This is a genomic window from Pseudoalteromonas sp. 2CM32C, from assembly GCF_023161925.1.
GTDB classification, from domain to species: domain Bacteria; phylum Pseudomonadota; class Gammaproteobacteria; order Enterobacterales; family Alteromonadaceae; genus Pseudoalteromonas; species Pseudoalteromonas marina.
In genome coordinates this window covers 13259-28648 of the sequence record NZ_JALNTI010000010.1, presented here as the reverse complement: position 1 = coordinate 28648, position 15390 = coordinate 13259, and the positions used below count along the sequence as shown (strand labels likewise).

Sequence of the window (15390 nt, the reverse complement as noted above, 5' to 3'; positions counted from 1 at the left end):
ATAGGGTTGTGCCTCTCTCTATGACTTACATCTATAACCCATAACAAGAAACACCCTAACTAAGGAATAAACCGATGATAAAGTATTTATTAATTTTATTGTTTTTAACGCCTATCCAAGCATTTGCAGGAAAGTATGCAAATCAAGCTAATGAGAATCCATTCCATAATGGGGAGTTAAACGCAAAATATGAAGGAGAGGCAACAGCTTTAGGGGGAACAGTATTAGAACATATTACAGTAAACAACAATAACTTGTACTTGTTGGATTTAAAAACTTCATCTATCAACAATATTTGGGTAACGAGTTTTGTAAAAGCTCAAGGTAAAGAGGTAGTTGAGGTGGGTGATAATGTTATTTTTAAAGGTTATATTTCTACTGCCTCTAGTCTAGATGAAACTGAAGAGCTAGAAAATTCTATTCAATCTAAGACACTATTAATGGCGATATATGCTTTGAACAAAGGCAAGTAAAGCAAAATTGAAAGGCTTTCTGTGGCTTTAATATAAGTATCTGAAACCTTATCTAGCTTACATTTTACATCGGCATGTGAATGACTACGTATTAACAGGCAATATATGGCAGACCAAGAAATAAGACAATTCATTGAGGATATACAATCTAAGTTTCCAGATGTCATACCGTTAATGGATAAACACGAAGAATGTGAATTCGCTTTTCTTATGGAAGAGTTCGCGAATTTAACAACGTTTGCATTCAACGAAAATAAAAACGCCGACGCCCTAAAGTATTTGTCATATATGAATCTAAAACTAGAGACTGCAAGCCCTGCCGAGTTTGAATACATAGATACCTATTATGTTGAGCACTTGTTTTGGAAAGCGACTCCCATCGGAATTGAAATGGGCTGGCCACTCGTTCCCGACAAGTTAAAAAAGCTGTACTTAAATTTTCATGGGCGAGCGCCTCAAATACGTTGAGTATTGGTAAAGGTTATTCTTATTTGTTTTTATTTAAAAATTAAAACCTGTTCCGAAAAGTTGTTAAGTGGAGCTATTGTTCTGAACTTGATGAGAGATTTTTATTAAACTCCGTTATACTTCTTACAATTGAATATGCCAAATGAAGTAAATAGGCCGCTAACAGCAATGAGCACAGACATTCTTTTTCATACTATTTTTCCGCACGAAACCAGTCAAACATGGGTTGTATTTGTCCATGGCGCTGGGGGAAGTTCGGCAATTTGGTTTCGTCAGCTCAAAGCTTATAAAAAAGAATACAATGTATTGTTGCTAGATCTTCGTGGTCACGGTAAATCAAATAACTTAGTACAAAATTTTGTTGATAATAATTATTCGTTTAATAACGTCTCTAAAGATATTATTGATGTGTTAGACCATAACAATATCACCAGCGCACACTTTGTTGGTATTTCATTGGGCACAATACTCATTCGCAATATTGCAGAAATTGCGCCGCAATATGTTTCTAGCATGGTGCTAGGTGGCGCGGTAACTCGCTTTAATACTCGCAGTAATACTTTGGTTTATTTAGGTAATACCTTTAAGCACTTCTTGCCGTATATGTGGCTATACCGTTTATTTGCTTTTATTATGATGCCCAAAAAGCGCCATAAAGAATCTCGGCTTTTGTTTGTTCGTGAAGCAAAACGTTTGTGCCAAAAGGAGTTTATAAAATGGTTTAAATTAGCCATGGATGTAAACCCCTTAATGCAGTATTTCAAAGAAAAAGACATCGATATTCCCATTCTTTACATTATGGGTAAAGAAGATCATATGTTCCTTGGCCCTGTTAAAGAAATGGTTAAACGCCATAAAAATAGCGTACTGCAAACTATTCACCATTGCGGCCATGTTTGTAATGTGGAACGCCCAGACTTATTTAATCAACACTCGCTTGCTTTTATCGCCCAGCAAAACCGTTAAGGGTTGTCGCTTTTAAAAAGCGTTCAATTAATGGCAAGTCTCAAAAATTTATAACAACCATTACTTGTTGATTGGAAGCGGTCATTCTTTTGTCTCTCTCCTTAAGTTAAAAGCACTGCCTTGTTTCACGCCACACCCTTTTACACATAGTAAAATACCTAGATTAAATATAATTTTATAATTGGCAATCACTTACACAGTTTGTTACTAATAGATGTTCACAAAATAAGAACACGCTCATGTTAACTATAAGGGTGTAATTTGAGCAAGTTACTAGAATACAGGGAAGTGTGTGAGAACATGCTTAGTTTTAATATTATTACTTCTTAGTGGGTGCTCTCCAATTTGGGAGGAGCAACCTTATAAAGTGTATTACATTGACGGTACCAAAAGGTTAGGTTATAGCCTTGGTCGGGGCACATATATTGGGCGACTCAATGAACCAATAAATATTAAGTCTAACGAACAATATATTTCGGTTTATGCTTGTCCGCATAAAATTTGTGCTTTTTACTATATTGATAAAACCAAAGATAACAAGTTTGCTGAGCACAATGAGTTTGTTTATGGGCCATACACAAAAGCTCAATTTGCGGCGATAGCCAAAAAGTTAGGGTTACCGACTACGAATTCCAGCGTTAAGACTGCAATTTAATAAAGACTAAAACGTTACTTATATTTTCACCGGCTACAATAGCGCCAAATCAGTTAACTAAAACGCATTTAAAGTTTATAAGTACAGAACTTAAATAAAAACAAAGGCAGTAAAGAGAGTTAGCATGGATAAAAAGAAGGTGATTGTTATATTTTTCGGCATAATATGGTTTGTGTTTGGAGCCGCTTTTTTTATAGGTTTTGAGTCATTAAAAAAGCTGTTGTTATGCGTGTTTGTATTTTCTTTTTGTTATAGATATATATATGCATTTATTTTAAAAAGGAGTCTTTATGCACCATATACCGGTGAGGAAATCCCTCCTACTGAAGATAATTTAGTAAAGCGGCTTTTTATGCTGATTATAGCTATCGGTGCGTGTAGCTATTTTACTTTCTTTATTTCTTAAAAAGCATATTCGCGCAGTAGCTCTTTATATTATTAGGTGTCAGCAGGATGAAAAATAAAGATAACGGATATCCTTATCTCAATATAGATCGACTTACGTATATTTATAAATGTGTTAAGTGCAAAGCTCATATTAAAAAAGGCATAGCAACCTGTTATAGGTGTGGCTATGAGTTCACATCTAACGATATTGATAAAATGATTACAGAGTATAAAGAAAACTATTCAAAAAACTGGCATGTTAAGATTTATTTTGTGCTATTTGTTGGAGGGATAGTGCTTTTACTATTGAATATAAATTGAATGTTTTTCTTTCGAGATGAAACAAAAGGAATTTAATAAATGGCACTTTTTTCTATTTCAGTAGGCGTTACATTTTTTGCAGTTGCTATTATTTGGGTTGGGTTTAGCGCTATGTTCGGCCAAATGGAAAATTCAGGTTTTGCATATAGCTTCATATTGTGTATGTTCCCTGCGTTTATTGGCTTGGTTTTAATAGTGCCTAGTACACTTTACCGAACTGTTTTTGTATTTGCCCAAAAGCCTGAGCAAACCCTGAAGGAAAAGGTTATTTTATCGCTTGGTTTGTTGATAACTTTGCTATGCTTTAGTGCGCTTATTAAGTTAGCTTTTACATAACAAATAACTTAAGCGTTACTAAGTATTTTACTTTATGCTCCCTGAGTAACTCTTATAGTAAAAGCTATCACTTATCTTGCTGACAACTGATAGCTCTTAACTTTTATTCTTCTATCGCACTTACAATAAAATACGGATTCAAATACTCATCTTTAGTATTGTAAGTTAGCGGACTGCCATCAAGTTTAGTCACTTTAGCACCGGCTATTTCGGCGATTGCATGGCCAGCTCCGGTATCCCATTCACAGGTTGGGCCTAAGCGCGGGTAAATATCGGCGCTGCCTTCGGCAACTAAACACAGTTTTAGTGAGCTGCCTTTTGAGACCATTTCTACGTCGTCAAAGCGTTTTACAAATTCGGCTAAATCGGGTGATGGGTGTGAGCGGCTGCCTACAACACGTATTAACCCTTTGTTAGGCTTAGTGGTTACTTTAAGTTCTATACGCTCATCGCCCGTGTCTTTAAACGCGCCAATGGCATCGCTTGCAAGGTACGATACGCCAAGTGCAGGGGCATCAACAACCGCGAGTACCGGTTTTCCGTTTTCTATTAGGGCAATGTTTACGGTAAATTCGCCGTTCTTTTTAATGAACTCTTTGGTACCGTCGATTGGATCGACTAACCAGTAGCTTTTCCACGTTTGGCGAATAGCCCAGCTTATGTCGGCATTTTCTTCACTAAGGATGGGGATGTCGGGCGTAAGCTGAAGTAGCCCCGCTACAATGACCTTATGAGCTGCTAAGTCGGCGTCGGTTACTGGGCTTTCATCGGCTTTGTATTCAACGTTAAAGTCCTTTTCGTAAATCCCCATAATGGATTTGCCTGCGGTGCGGGCAAGGATGAGGGTTTCTTCTAGCAGTTCGGTTTGGTTCATTGGGGTTAACCTATTATATGCGTTTGTTTTAGATACGTTATCAGTTGGGCAACCGATTGGTCTAGGGTGTTTTTACTTGTATCTAAAATTATTTCAGGCTTTGTGGGTACTTCGTAGTTTGAGTCGATGCCAGTAAAGTGTTTTATCTCCCCTGCGCGTGCTTTTTTGTATAGCCCTTTTGGATCGCGGCTTTCGCATACATCAAGCGGAGTATCTATAAATACTTCAATAAACTCTCCGTCGTCTACTAAATTGCGCACCATGTCCCGTTCAGCTCTAAAAGGCGATATAAACGCAGTAAGTACTAACAATCCTGCGTCGGTCATTAGTTTTGCGGTTTCGCCTACACGGCGAATGTTTTCTATGCGATCTTCATCGCTAAAGCCCAGGTCTTTACATAAACCGTGGCGTACGTTGTCGCCATCAAGCAGGTAAGTGTGTACGCCTTGCTGATTAAGCGCCGCTTCGAGTGCGTTGGCTACGGTGCTTTTACCCGAGCCTGAAAAACCGGTAAACCATAAAATAGCTGGCTTATGTTTTTTTTGCTCGCTACGTTGTGCTTTAGTGGTTGCGTAGTTATGCCAAACTATATTTTCATCCATAGTGATGTGTCTCTTATGCTGTTTGCGCCAGTATTAAAAAGGAAATACCAGCGGGATCAGGGTTAATACCGTGATTGAATAAATAATAGAAAGGGGCAAGCCCATAACAATGTAATCTTTTAAGCGATAATTACCTGCGCTATACACCATTAAATTTGTTTGATACCCAAATGGCGAAATAAAACTTGCCGATGCGCCAAAAGCAACCGCCATAATAAAAGGGAGCGGGTCTACATTAAAGCCAACAGCCAATGAGTAAGCAACCGGAAATGAAAGTGCCGCTGCCGCATTATTTGTAATAAGTTCGGTAAATAATACGGTCATTAAAAATATGGCTATAAATGCGCCGTAAGGACCAAAGTCGCCAAGTACCATAAATAGCGCACTCGATATTTGCCCAGCAAGCCCCGTGCCTATCATTAATTTTGCAAGCCCAATAGCGCTACCTACTACAACAAGTAACTCAAGCGGAAATCGGCGTTTTATTTCGTTTAGCTTTATGGTGCCGCTGAGCATTAAGCCAATAAGTAATACCAATAAGCCTTTTACTAACGGCACTACCCCAAAAATACTTAAACCCAATACACCCGCAAAGCTGAGTAATACAATATTAGATTGTTTGGGCGCAAGGTGGGTTTGTAAATCAAGGCCTGAAATATATACAAACTCACGCTTTAAATTAGGTAGGCTGTAAAAGTTTTTGCCGGGTGCCAAAATAAGTGAATCGCCTGCTTGTAATTGTACTTGGCCAAGGCCGCCTTGAAGGCGGTCGTGCCCACGGCGAATAGCAATAACAGCAGCGTGAAACTGCTCGCGAAAACGTATTTCTTTTACGGTTTTGCCTATAAATTTAGACGACTGACTTACGACCACTTCAACTAAGTGTTCTATGTCTTTTTCGTGGTTATCGTGTACTACTTTTAAACCATCAAAGCGGGTTAATAGGGGGACTGATTTAATGTCGCCTACAAATAATAAAATGTCGTTTTGTTGAATAATTTGCTGAGGCGTCACTGCGCATATGCGTTCGTTATCACGAATTATCTCAGCTAGGAACAAGTCTTTTAAATCGCGTAGGCCGTTTTCTTCTACTGTGCGACCTATTAATTTTGAGCCTGTTTGTACTTTACCTTCAAGGTAAAAAGGAACAACTTCCTGATCGCTTTTGCCGTTATCAGGCAAGTATTTAAGCATTACCAAAATAGTAATAAGGCCAATACTAAGCGCGCCTAAACCCACTAAGGTAAAGTCGAAAAAGCCCAGTGGCTGCATACCTGCATCTACCGCAAAGCCGTTAACAATGAGGTTTGTTGAAGTACCTATGAGTGTAATGGTGCCACCTAAAATAGCAGTGTACGACAGCGGTAATAATAGCTTTGAGGGTGAATGGTTTGGGTTATCTTTTATTGCACTAATAAGCGAGGCAACAACCGCCGTATTATTAGTAAACGACGATAAAAATGCAGTAGAAATCCCCAGTTTTGTTACCGACTTAACTAAGCTACCTTTAGATAACGACATGGATAGCTTTTGAATTAACGTGGTTTTTTCGATTGCAATCGACACTAGTACGAGCAGTACTAAGGTAATAAGTGACGGATTGGCGTAGTTAACTAGCATGTTTTCAAGGTCAATTAGCCCGGCTAAGTAGCTGGTGCCAATAGCGCTTACAAATAACCATGCTGGATTAATGCGGGTGCCAAAAAGGCACCCGACTAAGGTAAGCATTATGCCTGTTAAAACTAGCTGCTCTACCATGCTTTATTATTCCTAACAGACATTAATAAACTTACAGTTTCGAAATATCAAGCGCTTGCCAATGCGGGAAGTGCTTGCGTACTAAGCTATTAAACTCAACTTCAAACTCACTGAAATCGCTTTTGCTTTTTTCGCTTTGTAGTACGTGTTCAATCATACCGGCTGCAACCGTTAAGTTAGACAAACGGTCAATTAGAATGAAAGAGCCTGTTTCGTGGTTATTGTGGTACTCGTCGGCCAAAATAGTTTCGGTTAGTTCAAGCGTTACAATAGCAATTTCGTTTAGCTGTAATGAATCGGCAGAGCCGTGTTCAAGCGTGTTTACATCAATAGTGTGGTCAATCTTTTTAACCACAGCAGATGTGTTTTTGCTGCCCAGTTTTAGGTTGTAGTTTTTACCTAGCACTAATGGCGATTCGTGCATCCATACAATTTTAGCCTGAAGCTGATTAGTAACAGCGGCGGTTGAACTTGCCGGTACGATTACGTCGCCGCGGCTAATGTCTATTTCACTGTTTAGCGTAATAGTAATTGCTTGGCCTGCTTCTGCTGTGTCTAAGTTGCCATTAAAAGTGACAATTTCTTTAATGCTTGATGTTTTACCCGACGGTAATACTTTTACAGCGTCGCCTACTTGTAGCTTGCCCGATGCTAATGTGCCCTGAAAACCACGAAAGTTTAAGTTAGGGCGTATTACATATTGCACGGGTAAACGTGCTTCAAAACCGGTATCGGTTTGTGCCGCTGGCGAGTCTTCTAAAAGCTCAAGCAGTGGTTTGTCGGTGTAATACGGTGTATGCGCAGAGCGCGTTACTACGTTGTCGCCTTTAAGTGCCGACATAGGCACAAACTTGATGTTTGTTACATTTAGTTGCTCAGCAAATTTAAGGTAATCGGCTTTGATTTTTTCATAAACGGTTTCGTCAAAATCAACGATATCCATTTTATTAATGGCTACAACAAACTGCTTAATACCTAGCGAGTCACAAATAAAGCTATGGCGCTTGGTTTGTACTTGCACGCCGTAACGCGCATCAACCAAAATAATGGCAACGTCGCTAGTTGATGCACCCGTTACCATGTTGCGTGTATATTGCTCGTGCCCTGGTGTGTCGGCAATAATAAATTTACGCTTAGCCGTTGAAAAATATCGGTACGCTACGTCAATGGTAATACCTTGTTCGCGTTCAGCTTGTAGGCCATCTACTAGTAATGCAAGGTCAAGATCTTCACCTGCGTTACCTACTTTTTCGTTGTCTTTGTGAAGCGCTGCTAGCTGATCTTCATAAATTTGGTGGCTGTCGTGTAATAGGCGGCCAATCAGTGTTGATTTACCATCGTCTACGCTGCCACAGGTAAGCATACGTAATAAGCTTTTGTCTTGTTGGCGTGCTAGGTAGGCGTCTATGCCTATTTCTTTTACTTCGTTAAATGTATCGTTATTTTGGCTAGACATTAGAAATACCCCTCACGTTTTTTCTTCTCCATTGAGCCTGCTGAGTCATGGTCAATAACGCGGCCTTCGCGTTCTGATGATGTAGATAGCAGCATTTCTTCAATAATTTCGGTTAGTGTACTGGCTGTAGATTCAACGGCGCCGGTTAGTGGGTAACAGCCTAATGTACGAAAACGGACCGATTTCATTTGTGGTACTTCGCCTTCTTCAAGTGGCATACGTTCGTCATCAACCATGATAAGTGTGCCGTCACGTTCAACTACAGGGCGCTCTTTAGCTAGGTAAAGTGGAACCATTTCGATGTTTTCTTGATAAATGTATTGCCAAATATCAAGCTCAGTCCAGTTAGATAACGGGAATACACGAATGCTTTCGCCTGGGTTTACTTGGCTGTTATAAGTATTCCAAAGCTCTGGACGTTGGTTTTTTGGATCCCAACGATGGTGTTTGTCGCGGAACGAGTACACACGTTCTTTTGCACGTGATTTTTCTTCGTCGCGGCGAGCGCCACCAAAGGCTGCATCAAAACCGTATTTGTTAAGAGCTTGCTTTAACCCTTGGGTTTTCATTATATCGGTATGCTTACCAGAGCCATGAGTAAAGGGGCCAACGCCCATTGCTAAGCCTTCTGGGTTTTTGTGTACCAGTAGGTCAAAGTCGTACTCTTTTGCTATGCGGTCGCGAAATTCAATCATTTCACGAAACTTCCAGTCGGTGTCTACGTGTAATAACGGAAACGGAATTTTTGCAGGGTAAAACGCTTTACGCGCTAAGTGCAGAAGCACCGACGAGTCTTTACCAATTGAGTAAAGCATTACTGGGTTCTCAAACTCAGCGGCGACTTCGCGCATGATTTTGATACTTTCAGCTTCAAGTTGCTGAAGATGAGTTAAAGCCATTGTTAGTCGTCCTACTAAAATGATTAAAAGTTATAAAATTAAATTTGGTTACTAATTTGCTATATCGGTTAACGGTTGCGCATAGCTACTTGTTTGGTTGTTTTGCCCAAACCACGCAAGCTGCGAGTGTAGGGCAGCTACTTCACCAATAATAAGTAATGCTGGCGATACAATGCTGTTGCGTTCAATTAAATCGGCAAGCTCGCCTAATTGGCCTGTTACTACACGTTGATTTTTGCGCGTGCCATTTTCGATCACGGCAACTGGCGTGTCGGCTTTACGGCCATGCTGTAATAGTTCTGCTTGAATGTGCGGTGACTTAATTACGCCCATGTATATAGCAAGTGTTTGGTTAGGTTTAGCCAGTGATTGCCAATCAAGTTCTTGGCCGTCTTTTTTACAATGCCCTGTTACAAACTGAATAGCTTGGGCATGATCGCGATGCGTAAGCGGAATACCTGCATACGCACTACACCCTGCTGCAGCTGTAATACCCGGTACTATTTGGTAATTTACCTTGTTGGCAGCCAATACTTGTACTTCTTCACCGCCTCGGCCATAAATAAAGGGGTCACCGCCTTTAATTCGGCATACTTTTTTACCTTGTTTAGCTAGGTCAACCAACATTTGGTTAGTATCTTCTTGAACAACACTATGGTCGCCTAAGCGTTTACCAACACAAATTAGGTCTGCATCACGACGAACAAGCTCCATAATTTCGTCAGATACTAAATAGTCGTAAACAACGACATCAGCCTGTTGCATAAGTTGCAGCGCTTTAAGGGTTAAAAGTTCTGGGTCGCCAGGGCCTGCCCCTACCACATAAACTTCGCCCTCGGGCTCGGCTTTAGCGTCTAGCATTTGTTCAAGTTGTTGCTCAGCACCTTGGGTGTCGCCGGTTTGTACTTTACTCACAACTGATGAGTCGAACACGCCTTCCCAAAATTGGCGGCGGTCAGAAAAGTGCTTAAAGCGCTGTTTTACTTTATCTCTAAAGCCACCCACCAGTGTGGCAAGTGGGCCAATGTGTTGTGGTATTAATGTCTCTAACTTTTCGCGTAGACGGCGCGCAAGTACAGGGGCTGTTCCCGCACTCGAAATAGCAATTGTAATAGGGTTTCGGTCAACAATAGAAGGAAATATAAACGTACATTTAGGTTGATCATCAACCACGTTTACAAACACATTGCGAGCATTGGCAAGCTCAAACACCGTGTTGTTAACTTCGTCTCGATCGGTTGCTGCAATAACTAGCATTTTTCCGTCTAGATGTGACTCGTCAAAGTAAGCGTCTATTAGGGTCACTTCGTTGTGTTGTGCGTGTTCTTTCAATTCGTCACAAAACCAAGGCGCCACTAAGGTTACTGCAGCACGGGCTTTTAAAAACGCGCGACACTTGCGTAATGCGACCTCTCCACCGCCAACAACCAATACAGGTTTGTTGTCGAGTTTGGTAAAGATAGGTAAATATTGCACGTTGGTAACACCCCTAAACAATTTTATAAAACGCTTTAATCTGTTGCGCAGAATATAGCGGCTATGTGTAAGTAAAAAATAATTAAAACCAAGTTGATATAACCAAAAGTTATATTGGGTAGCGGTTTTAAGCCTAAGACTGAGTTAACAAGGGATTGCGACTAGTTACAAGTAAAATAATAAGCTTAGAGTGTTTGGTTATGAGCTATAGCGAGTTTTTTTTAATTTGTTAATATGAGGCATATTAATTTTACCCAAGCAGGGCAAGGGAGTCCGTATGACAAAACAACAAGACGCATTACTCGCAGTAGAGCTTATGGATTTAACTAGCTTAAACACAAGCGACACTACAAAAGACATTCAAGCTCTGATCAATAGTATTAGGCCTGCACTAGGCACGCCAGCTGCGGTGTGTGTGTATAGCGATTTTGTAGACGATGCAAAAATAGCGCTTGCTGCACGAGAGCTTAGCCACGTAAAAGTAGCAACGGTGACTAACTTTCCAACGGGTGACGCCCTGCTGAGCGATGTGATAAACGAAACTCTCATAGCTATTGAACGTGGTGCAGATGAAATCGACCTTGTTATCCCCTATAAAAAATTAACGGCAGGGGATACGCAAGCCACGCATAAGTACGTAAGTGAAAGTAAAAAAGCGTGCGGCACTAAAGCTCAGCTAAAAGTAATTATAGAAAGCGGCGAGCTAAAAACAGAGGCATTGATTGCTCAAGCGACCGAACTGGCTATTAAAGGCGGCGCTGACTTTGTAAAAACGAGTACAGGGAAAGTCGCTATAAATGCGACGATTGAGTCAACTAAGGTAATGTTAACAACCATTAAAAATTCAGGTAAACGTGTTGGCTTTAAAGCTGCCGGCGGTGTTAAAACGGTGGCTGATGCCAGTGAATATTTAGCACTAGCCCGTTCAATAATGAGCGATGACTACCTTCAAGCCACCACATTTAGGTTTGGTGCTTCAAGCCTATTAAGCGATGTATATAAAGTATTAGAGAAATAAAGGACAAATAATGAGAGCAAGAAATTCAGGGATGCAAAGTTTGGTTAATAATTTAGTTAAAGGTGCTTTTGTTGTTGGCGTAATTGGGTTTGGATTAACCGCGTGCACTAACCCAAGTACGCCAGCAGGTGAAGAGGGCTATGTTTACGAAAAACCACGAGTATTTGGTGAAGGTGGTTACCAAGGCACCATGATAGGGCCTGCTAATTATGGTATGTCGTTACTGCGTAATGAAGTGGTAAACATAGATATGCGGCCTAATACGTATACCGAAACATTTAGAATATTAGCTAATGATGATTTAAACATAAAATTTGATTTTCATGCTGTGATTGCCATTCAAAGTGGTTCAGTGCAAACCGTTGTTGAACAATACGGAGCAGAGAACTGGTACAAACGTTTTGTGCGTGAAACGTTCAGAACTTACGTAAGAGATACTGTGCAGAAATACGACAGTGGTGAACTTAAAACAAACCGCGAAAAAATAGCCCAAGAGGTCACCCAACGTTTGCAAAACTATTTATCAACCACCCCCTTTAAGCTTGCCAATGTGGTTGTAGGTAATATTAACTACCCCGATATTGTTGCTAATGCGGTAGAGAAAAAACTAGCTGCGCAGCAGTTACTTGCTGAAAAAGAAACACAAAAAGAAATTGCGCGTAAAGATGCAGAAATACGTGTTGAAGAAGCAAAAGGCATAGCGCAGGCACAAAAAATTATTAACGCCACGCTTACAGCTAATTATTTACAACATGAAGCCATAAATGCGCAAATAAAAATGGCCGAGTCGCCAAACCATACAACGGTTTATATTCCTGTGGGTAATAATGGCGTGCCACTTGTTAAAGGGGCGAATTAAGCCTTTTTAATATTAAGTACTTAATTGTTTATAGAGATTTTGCATTGCGGGTATCTTTTAGGCTTGTGTAAATGATTTGCGTAAGTATAATAGGCATCCACTTTGCAGGGGCGTAGTTCCAATTGGTAGAACAGCGGTCTCCAAAACCGACGGTTGGGAGTTCGAATCTCTCCGCCCCTGCCAATTTACTCATTAATATGAGTAAGTCTGGGGTTAAAAATCGGTTTAAATAAGTCTGTTTTTAAGTTTAGATTTTAATGGATTAACCCTGCCGGCGTGTAGGGTTGTTGTGTCTGTAGTTAAGGTAATAATATTATGAGCACGAATGTAGAAACACCATCAAGCGGGATGGAGTCAGTGAAGTGGTTAGTAGCAATCGCGCTACTTGCAGGCGCAGTTGTTGGTAACCATATGTATGCAGATCAGTCTGTATTACTACGTGCTATCGGCGTTGTTGTTGCAATAGCGGCCGGATTAGCCATTGCCTCACAAACTTTTAAGGGACGTACCTTCCTTGCTTTTGCTAAAGAAGCGCGAATTGAAGTACGCAAAGTTATTTGGCCTACGCGTCAAGAAACTACCCACACGACATTAATTGTAATGGTTGCAACCGTGATTATGGCACTTATCCTTTGGGGATTAGATGGCATTTTATTCCGCGCTGTTGGCTTTTTAACTGGATTGGAGATCTGATCCCATGTCGGATGAGAACAAAGAAATTAAATTACGTTGGTACGTAGTACAAGCATTTTCTGGTTATGAAAAGCGTGTAGCTCAAACGTTAACTGAACACATTAAAATCGAAGGTCTTGAAGAGAGCTTTGGTGAAATATTAGTACCAACTGAAGAAGTGGTTGAGATGCGCGCAGGTCAAAAGCGTAAATCTGAGCGTAAATTCTTTCCAGGGTACGTACTAGTACAAATGGATATGAATGACGCTAGCTGGCACTTAGTAAATAGCACAGAGCGTGTAATGGGCTTCATTGGCGGTACATCTGACCGTCCAGCGCCAATTAGCTCTAAAGAAGCTGATCGTATTCTTAACCGTTTACAAGAAAATGCTGAAGCACCTAAGCCAGCTACATTATTCGAACCAGGTGAAGTAGTACGCGTAACTGACGGTCCATTTGCAGACTTCAGTGGTGTAGTTGAAGAAGTTGACTACGAAAAAAGCCGCGTAAAAGTATCTGTACTTATTTTTGGTCGTTCTACACCAGTTGAGCTTGAATTTGGTCAAGTTGAGCAAGATAAGTAATTGATTAAAAAAGCTTCACTGCTGAAATTTTAAATTTTGGCACGAAGCTTGAAAAAGGCCGCTGATTATCTTATAATCAGCGGCCTTTTTGTATAAAGGTAAAAATTTATTTTTACAGTACAAAAAGTACGAAACCAATTTTTAAACTGGGAAGCCGTTAGAGTACGCGTCCTCGCGCGCACAAGGCTAAGACCCACCAAATGAGGTATTTATAATGGCTAAAAAAGTTGAAGCTCTAATCAAGCTACAAGTTGCCGCTGGTATGGCTAATCCTAGTCCTCCAGTAGGTCCTGCACTAGGTCAACACGGTGTAAACATCATGGAATTCTGTAAAGCGTTTAACGCACGTACAGAGTCTATCGAAAAAGGCGCTCCAGTTCCTGTAGTGATCTCTGTTTACGGTGACCGTTCATTTACGTTCGACATGAAAACGCCACCTGCTGCTTACTTACTTAAGAAAGCTGCTGGTATCAAGTCAGGCTCAGGCCGTCCTAACACTGACAAAGTAGGCACAGTAACTCGTGCTCAACTTGAAGAGATTGTTGAGACAAAACGAACTGACCTTACAGCTGCCGATATGGACGCAGCGGTTCGCACTATCGCAGGTTCTGCGCGTGCGATGGGCTTGAACGTAGAGGACTAAGAAATGGCTAAATTAACTAAACGTATGCGTACTATCCGCGAAAAAGTGGAAGTAACTAAAGATTACGAAATCAATGAAGCAGTTGCTCTTTTAAAAGAGTTAGCGACAGCTAAATTCGTAGAAAGTGTTGACGTTGCTGTTAACCTTGGTATCGATGCTCGTAAATCTGATCAAAACGTTCGTGGTGCAACTGTACTACCTAACGGTACTGGTCGTGACGTTCGCGTTGCAGTATTCACACAAGGTGCTAACGCAGAAGCTGCGAAAGAAGCCGGTGCTGAATTAGTAGGTATGGAAGATCTTGCTGAGCTAGTTAAAAAAGGCGAGATGGATTTTGACGTTGTTGTTGCATCTCCAGACGCTATGCGTGTTGTTGGTCAACTAGGTCAAATCTTAGGTCCACGTGGTCTAATGCCAAACCCTAAAACTGGTACTGTAACACCTAACGTTGCAGAAGCAGTTAAAAATGCTAAAGCTGGTCAAGTGCGTTACCGCAATGACAAAAACGGTATCATCCATACTACTATTGGTAAGGTTGATTTCACAGCTGAGCAACTTCAACAAAACCTTGAAGCTCTAATTGTTGCACTTAAGAAGGCTAAACCTTCTCAAGCTAAAGGTGTTTACTTGAAAAAAGTAACTATCTCTACAACAATGGGCGCAGGTGTTTCTGTTGACCAAGCTACTTTAAACACAGTAGTTGCTTAATTTAGTGTTTACATGGCACGAAATTTGTACTATAATTTCGCGCCATTTTGTTGATTAATTTATTAATTAGCAAAATAAAGAATTCGGGTTGAAGTCCATAATTTCGGTGCGCCTCTGGCAAAGCGATAAATTGGGCTTCCGTCCAAGACCGTAGGCGGCTTAGGCCTTAATTTTACCTACGTAGACGGTGTAGACCCCAGATAGATTTTTCCTAATCCTTCTGGCTCTCGCCGTAA

17 protein-coding genes and 1 tRNA gene are annotated in these 15390 nt (G+C 40.7%); 12 read left to right on the top strand and 6 right to left on the bottom strand.

Annotated features, from left to right (window positions below):
* Positions 1-74 precede the first annotated feature (74 nt).
* The 5 genes from MTF67_RS15540 to MTF67_RS15520 all read left to right on the top strand — a co-directional run bounded on the left by MTF67_RS15540 (position 75) and on the right by MTF67_RS15520 (position 3606).
* A complete protein-coding gene (locus tag MTF67_RS15540; RefSeq protein ID WP_248520035.1) occupies positions 75-473 on the top strand; it encodes a hypothetical protein in 399 nt (132 codons plus the stop codon).
* A gap of 105 nt (positions 474-578) precedes the next feature.
* Complete coding sequence (locus tag MTF67_RS15535) at positions 579-941, top strand: hypothetical protein (protein WP_006791278.1); 363 nt, start codon at positions 579-581, stop codon at positions 939-941.
* Positions 942-1109: 168 nt separating this feature from the next.
* On the top strand, positions 1110-1907 hold the full coding sequence (locus MTF67_RS15530; protein WP_006791277.1) for an alpha/beta hydrolase: 798 nt from the start codon (positions 1110-1112) through the stop codon (positions 1905-1907).
* Between the two features lie 779 nt (positions 1908-2686).
* Positions 2687-2968 carry a hypothetical protein gene (locus MTF67_RS15525; protein ID WP_248520034.1) on the top strand — a complete coding sequence of 94 codons (282 nt, stop codon included), beginning with the start codon at positions 2687-2689 and terminating at the stop codon, positions 2966-2968.
* Positions 2969-3309: 341 nt separating this feature from the next.
* A complete protein-coding gene (locus MTF67_RS15520) occupies positions 3310-3606 on the top strand; it encodes a hypothetical protein (RefSeq protein ID WP_248520033.1) in 297 nt (98 codons plus the stop codon).
* Positions 3607-3709: 103 nt separating this feature from the next.
* Here MTF67_RS15520 and cysQ read toward each other — a convergent pair whose 3' ends face one another.
* The 6 genes from cysQ to cysG are packed head-to-tail and all read right to left on the bottom strand — an operon-like array spanning position 3710 to position 10671.
* Positions 3710-4480, bottom strand: a complete 771-nt coding sequence (gene cysQ, locus MTF67_RS15515; protein ID WP_248520032.1) for a 3'(2'),5'-bisphosphate nucleotidase CysQ — start codon at positions 4478-4480, stop codon at positions 3710-3712.
* 5 nt (positions 4481-4485) lie between these two features.
* Positions 4486-5082, bottom strand: coding sequence for an adenylyl-sulfate kinase (gene cysC / locus MTF67_RS15510; RefSeq protein WP_008127182.1), 597 nt, complete (start codon positions 5080-5082; stop codon positions 4486-4488).
* 33 nt (positions 5083-5115) lie between these two features.
* Positions 5116-6840 carry an SLC13 family permease gene (locus MTF67_RS15505; RefSeq protein WP_248520031.1) on the bottom strand — a complete coding sequence of 575 codons (1725 nt, stop codon included), beginning with the start codon at positions 6838-6840 and terminating at the stop codon, positions 5116-5118.
* 31 nt (positions 6841-6871) lie between these two features.
* Positions 6872-8296 (bottom strand): sulfate adenylyltransferase subunit CysN, encoded by a 1425-nt coding sequence (gene cysN, locus MTF67_RS15500; RefSeq protein ID WP_008127185.1) that lies wholly within the window; start codon positions 8294-8296, stop codon positions 6872-6874.
* Positions 8296-9195: a sulfate adenylyltransferase subunit CysD gene (gene cysD, locus MTF67_RS15495; RefSeq protein WP_006791269.1), complete on the bottom strand. Its 900-nt coding sequence runs from the start codon at positions 9193-9195 to the stop codon at positions 8296-8298. Before cysD ends, cysN begins: the two co-directional genes overlap by 1 nt.
* 51 nt (positions 9196-9246) lie before the next feature.
* Positions 9247-10671, bottom strand: a complete 1425-nt coding sequence (gene cysG, locus MTF67_RS15490; protein ID WP_248520030.1) for a siroheme synthase CysG — start codon at positions 10669-10671, stop codon at positions 9247-9249.
* A 277-nt stretch (positions 10672-10948) separates the two neighbouring features.
* On the opposite strand from cysG, the gene deoC reads away from it, so the two are divergent.
* From deoC to rplA, 7 genes are all read left to right on the top strand, one after another.
* Complete coding sequence (gene deoC / locus MTF67_RS15485) at positions 10949-11689, top strand: deoxyribose-phosphate aldolase (protein WP_248520029.1); 741 nt, start codon at positions 10949-10951, stop codon at positions 11687-11689.
* A 10-nt stretch (positions 11690-11699) separates the two neighbouring features.
* On the top strand, positions 11700-12548 hold the full coding sequence (locus MTF67_RS15480; protein WP_039038343.1) for an SPFH domain-containing protein: 849 nt from the start codon (positions 11700-11702) through the stop codon (positions 12546-12548).
* Between the two features lie 106 nt (positions 12549-12654).
* A tRNA-Trp gene (locus MTF67_RS15475) sits at positions 12655-12731 on the top strand.
* Between the two features lie 132 nt (positions 12732-12863).
* Complete coding sequence (secE, locus tag MTF67_RS15470) at positions 12864-13241, top strand: preprotein translocase subunit SecE (protein ID WP_006791265.1); 378 nt, start codon at positions 12864-12866, stop codon at positions 13239-13241.
* 4 nt (positions 13242-13245) lie between these two features.
* Positions 13246-13803, top strand: coding sequence for a transcription termination/antitermination protein NusG (gene nusG, locus MTF67_RS15465; protein WP_006791264.1), 558 nt, complete (start codon positions 13246-13248; stop codon positions 13801-13803).
* Between the two features lie 214 nt (positions 13804-14017).
* The gene (gene rplK / locus MTF67_RS15460; protein ID WP_002958879.1) at positions 14018-14446 is read left to right on the top strand and encodes a 50S ribosomal protein L11; all 429 of its coding nucleotides are present in this window, start codon (positions 14018-14020) and stop codon (positions 14444-14446) included.
* Positions 14447-14449: 3 nt separating this feature from the next.
* Positions 14450-15154 (top strand): 50S ribosomal protein L1, encoded by a 705-nt coding sequence (rplA, locus tag MTF67_RS15455; RefSeq protein WP_006791263.1) that lies wholly within the window; start codon positions 14450-14452, stop codon positions 15152-15154.
* Positions 15155-15390 lie beyond the last annotated feature (236 nt).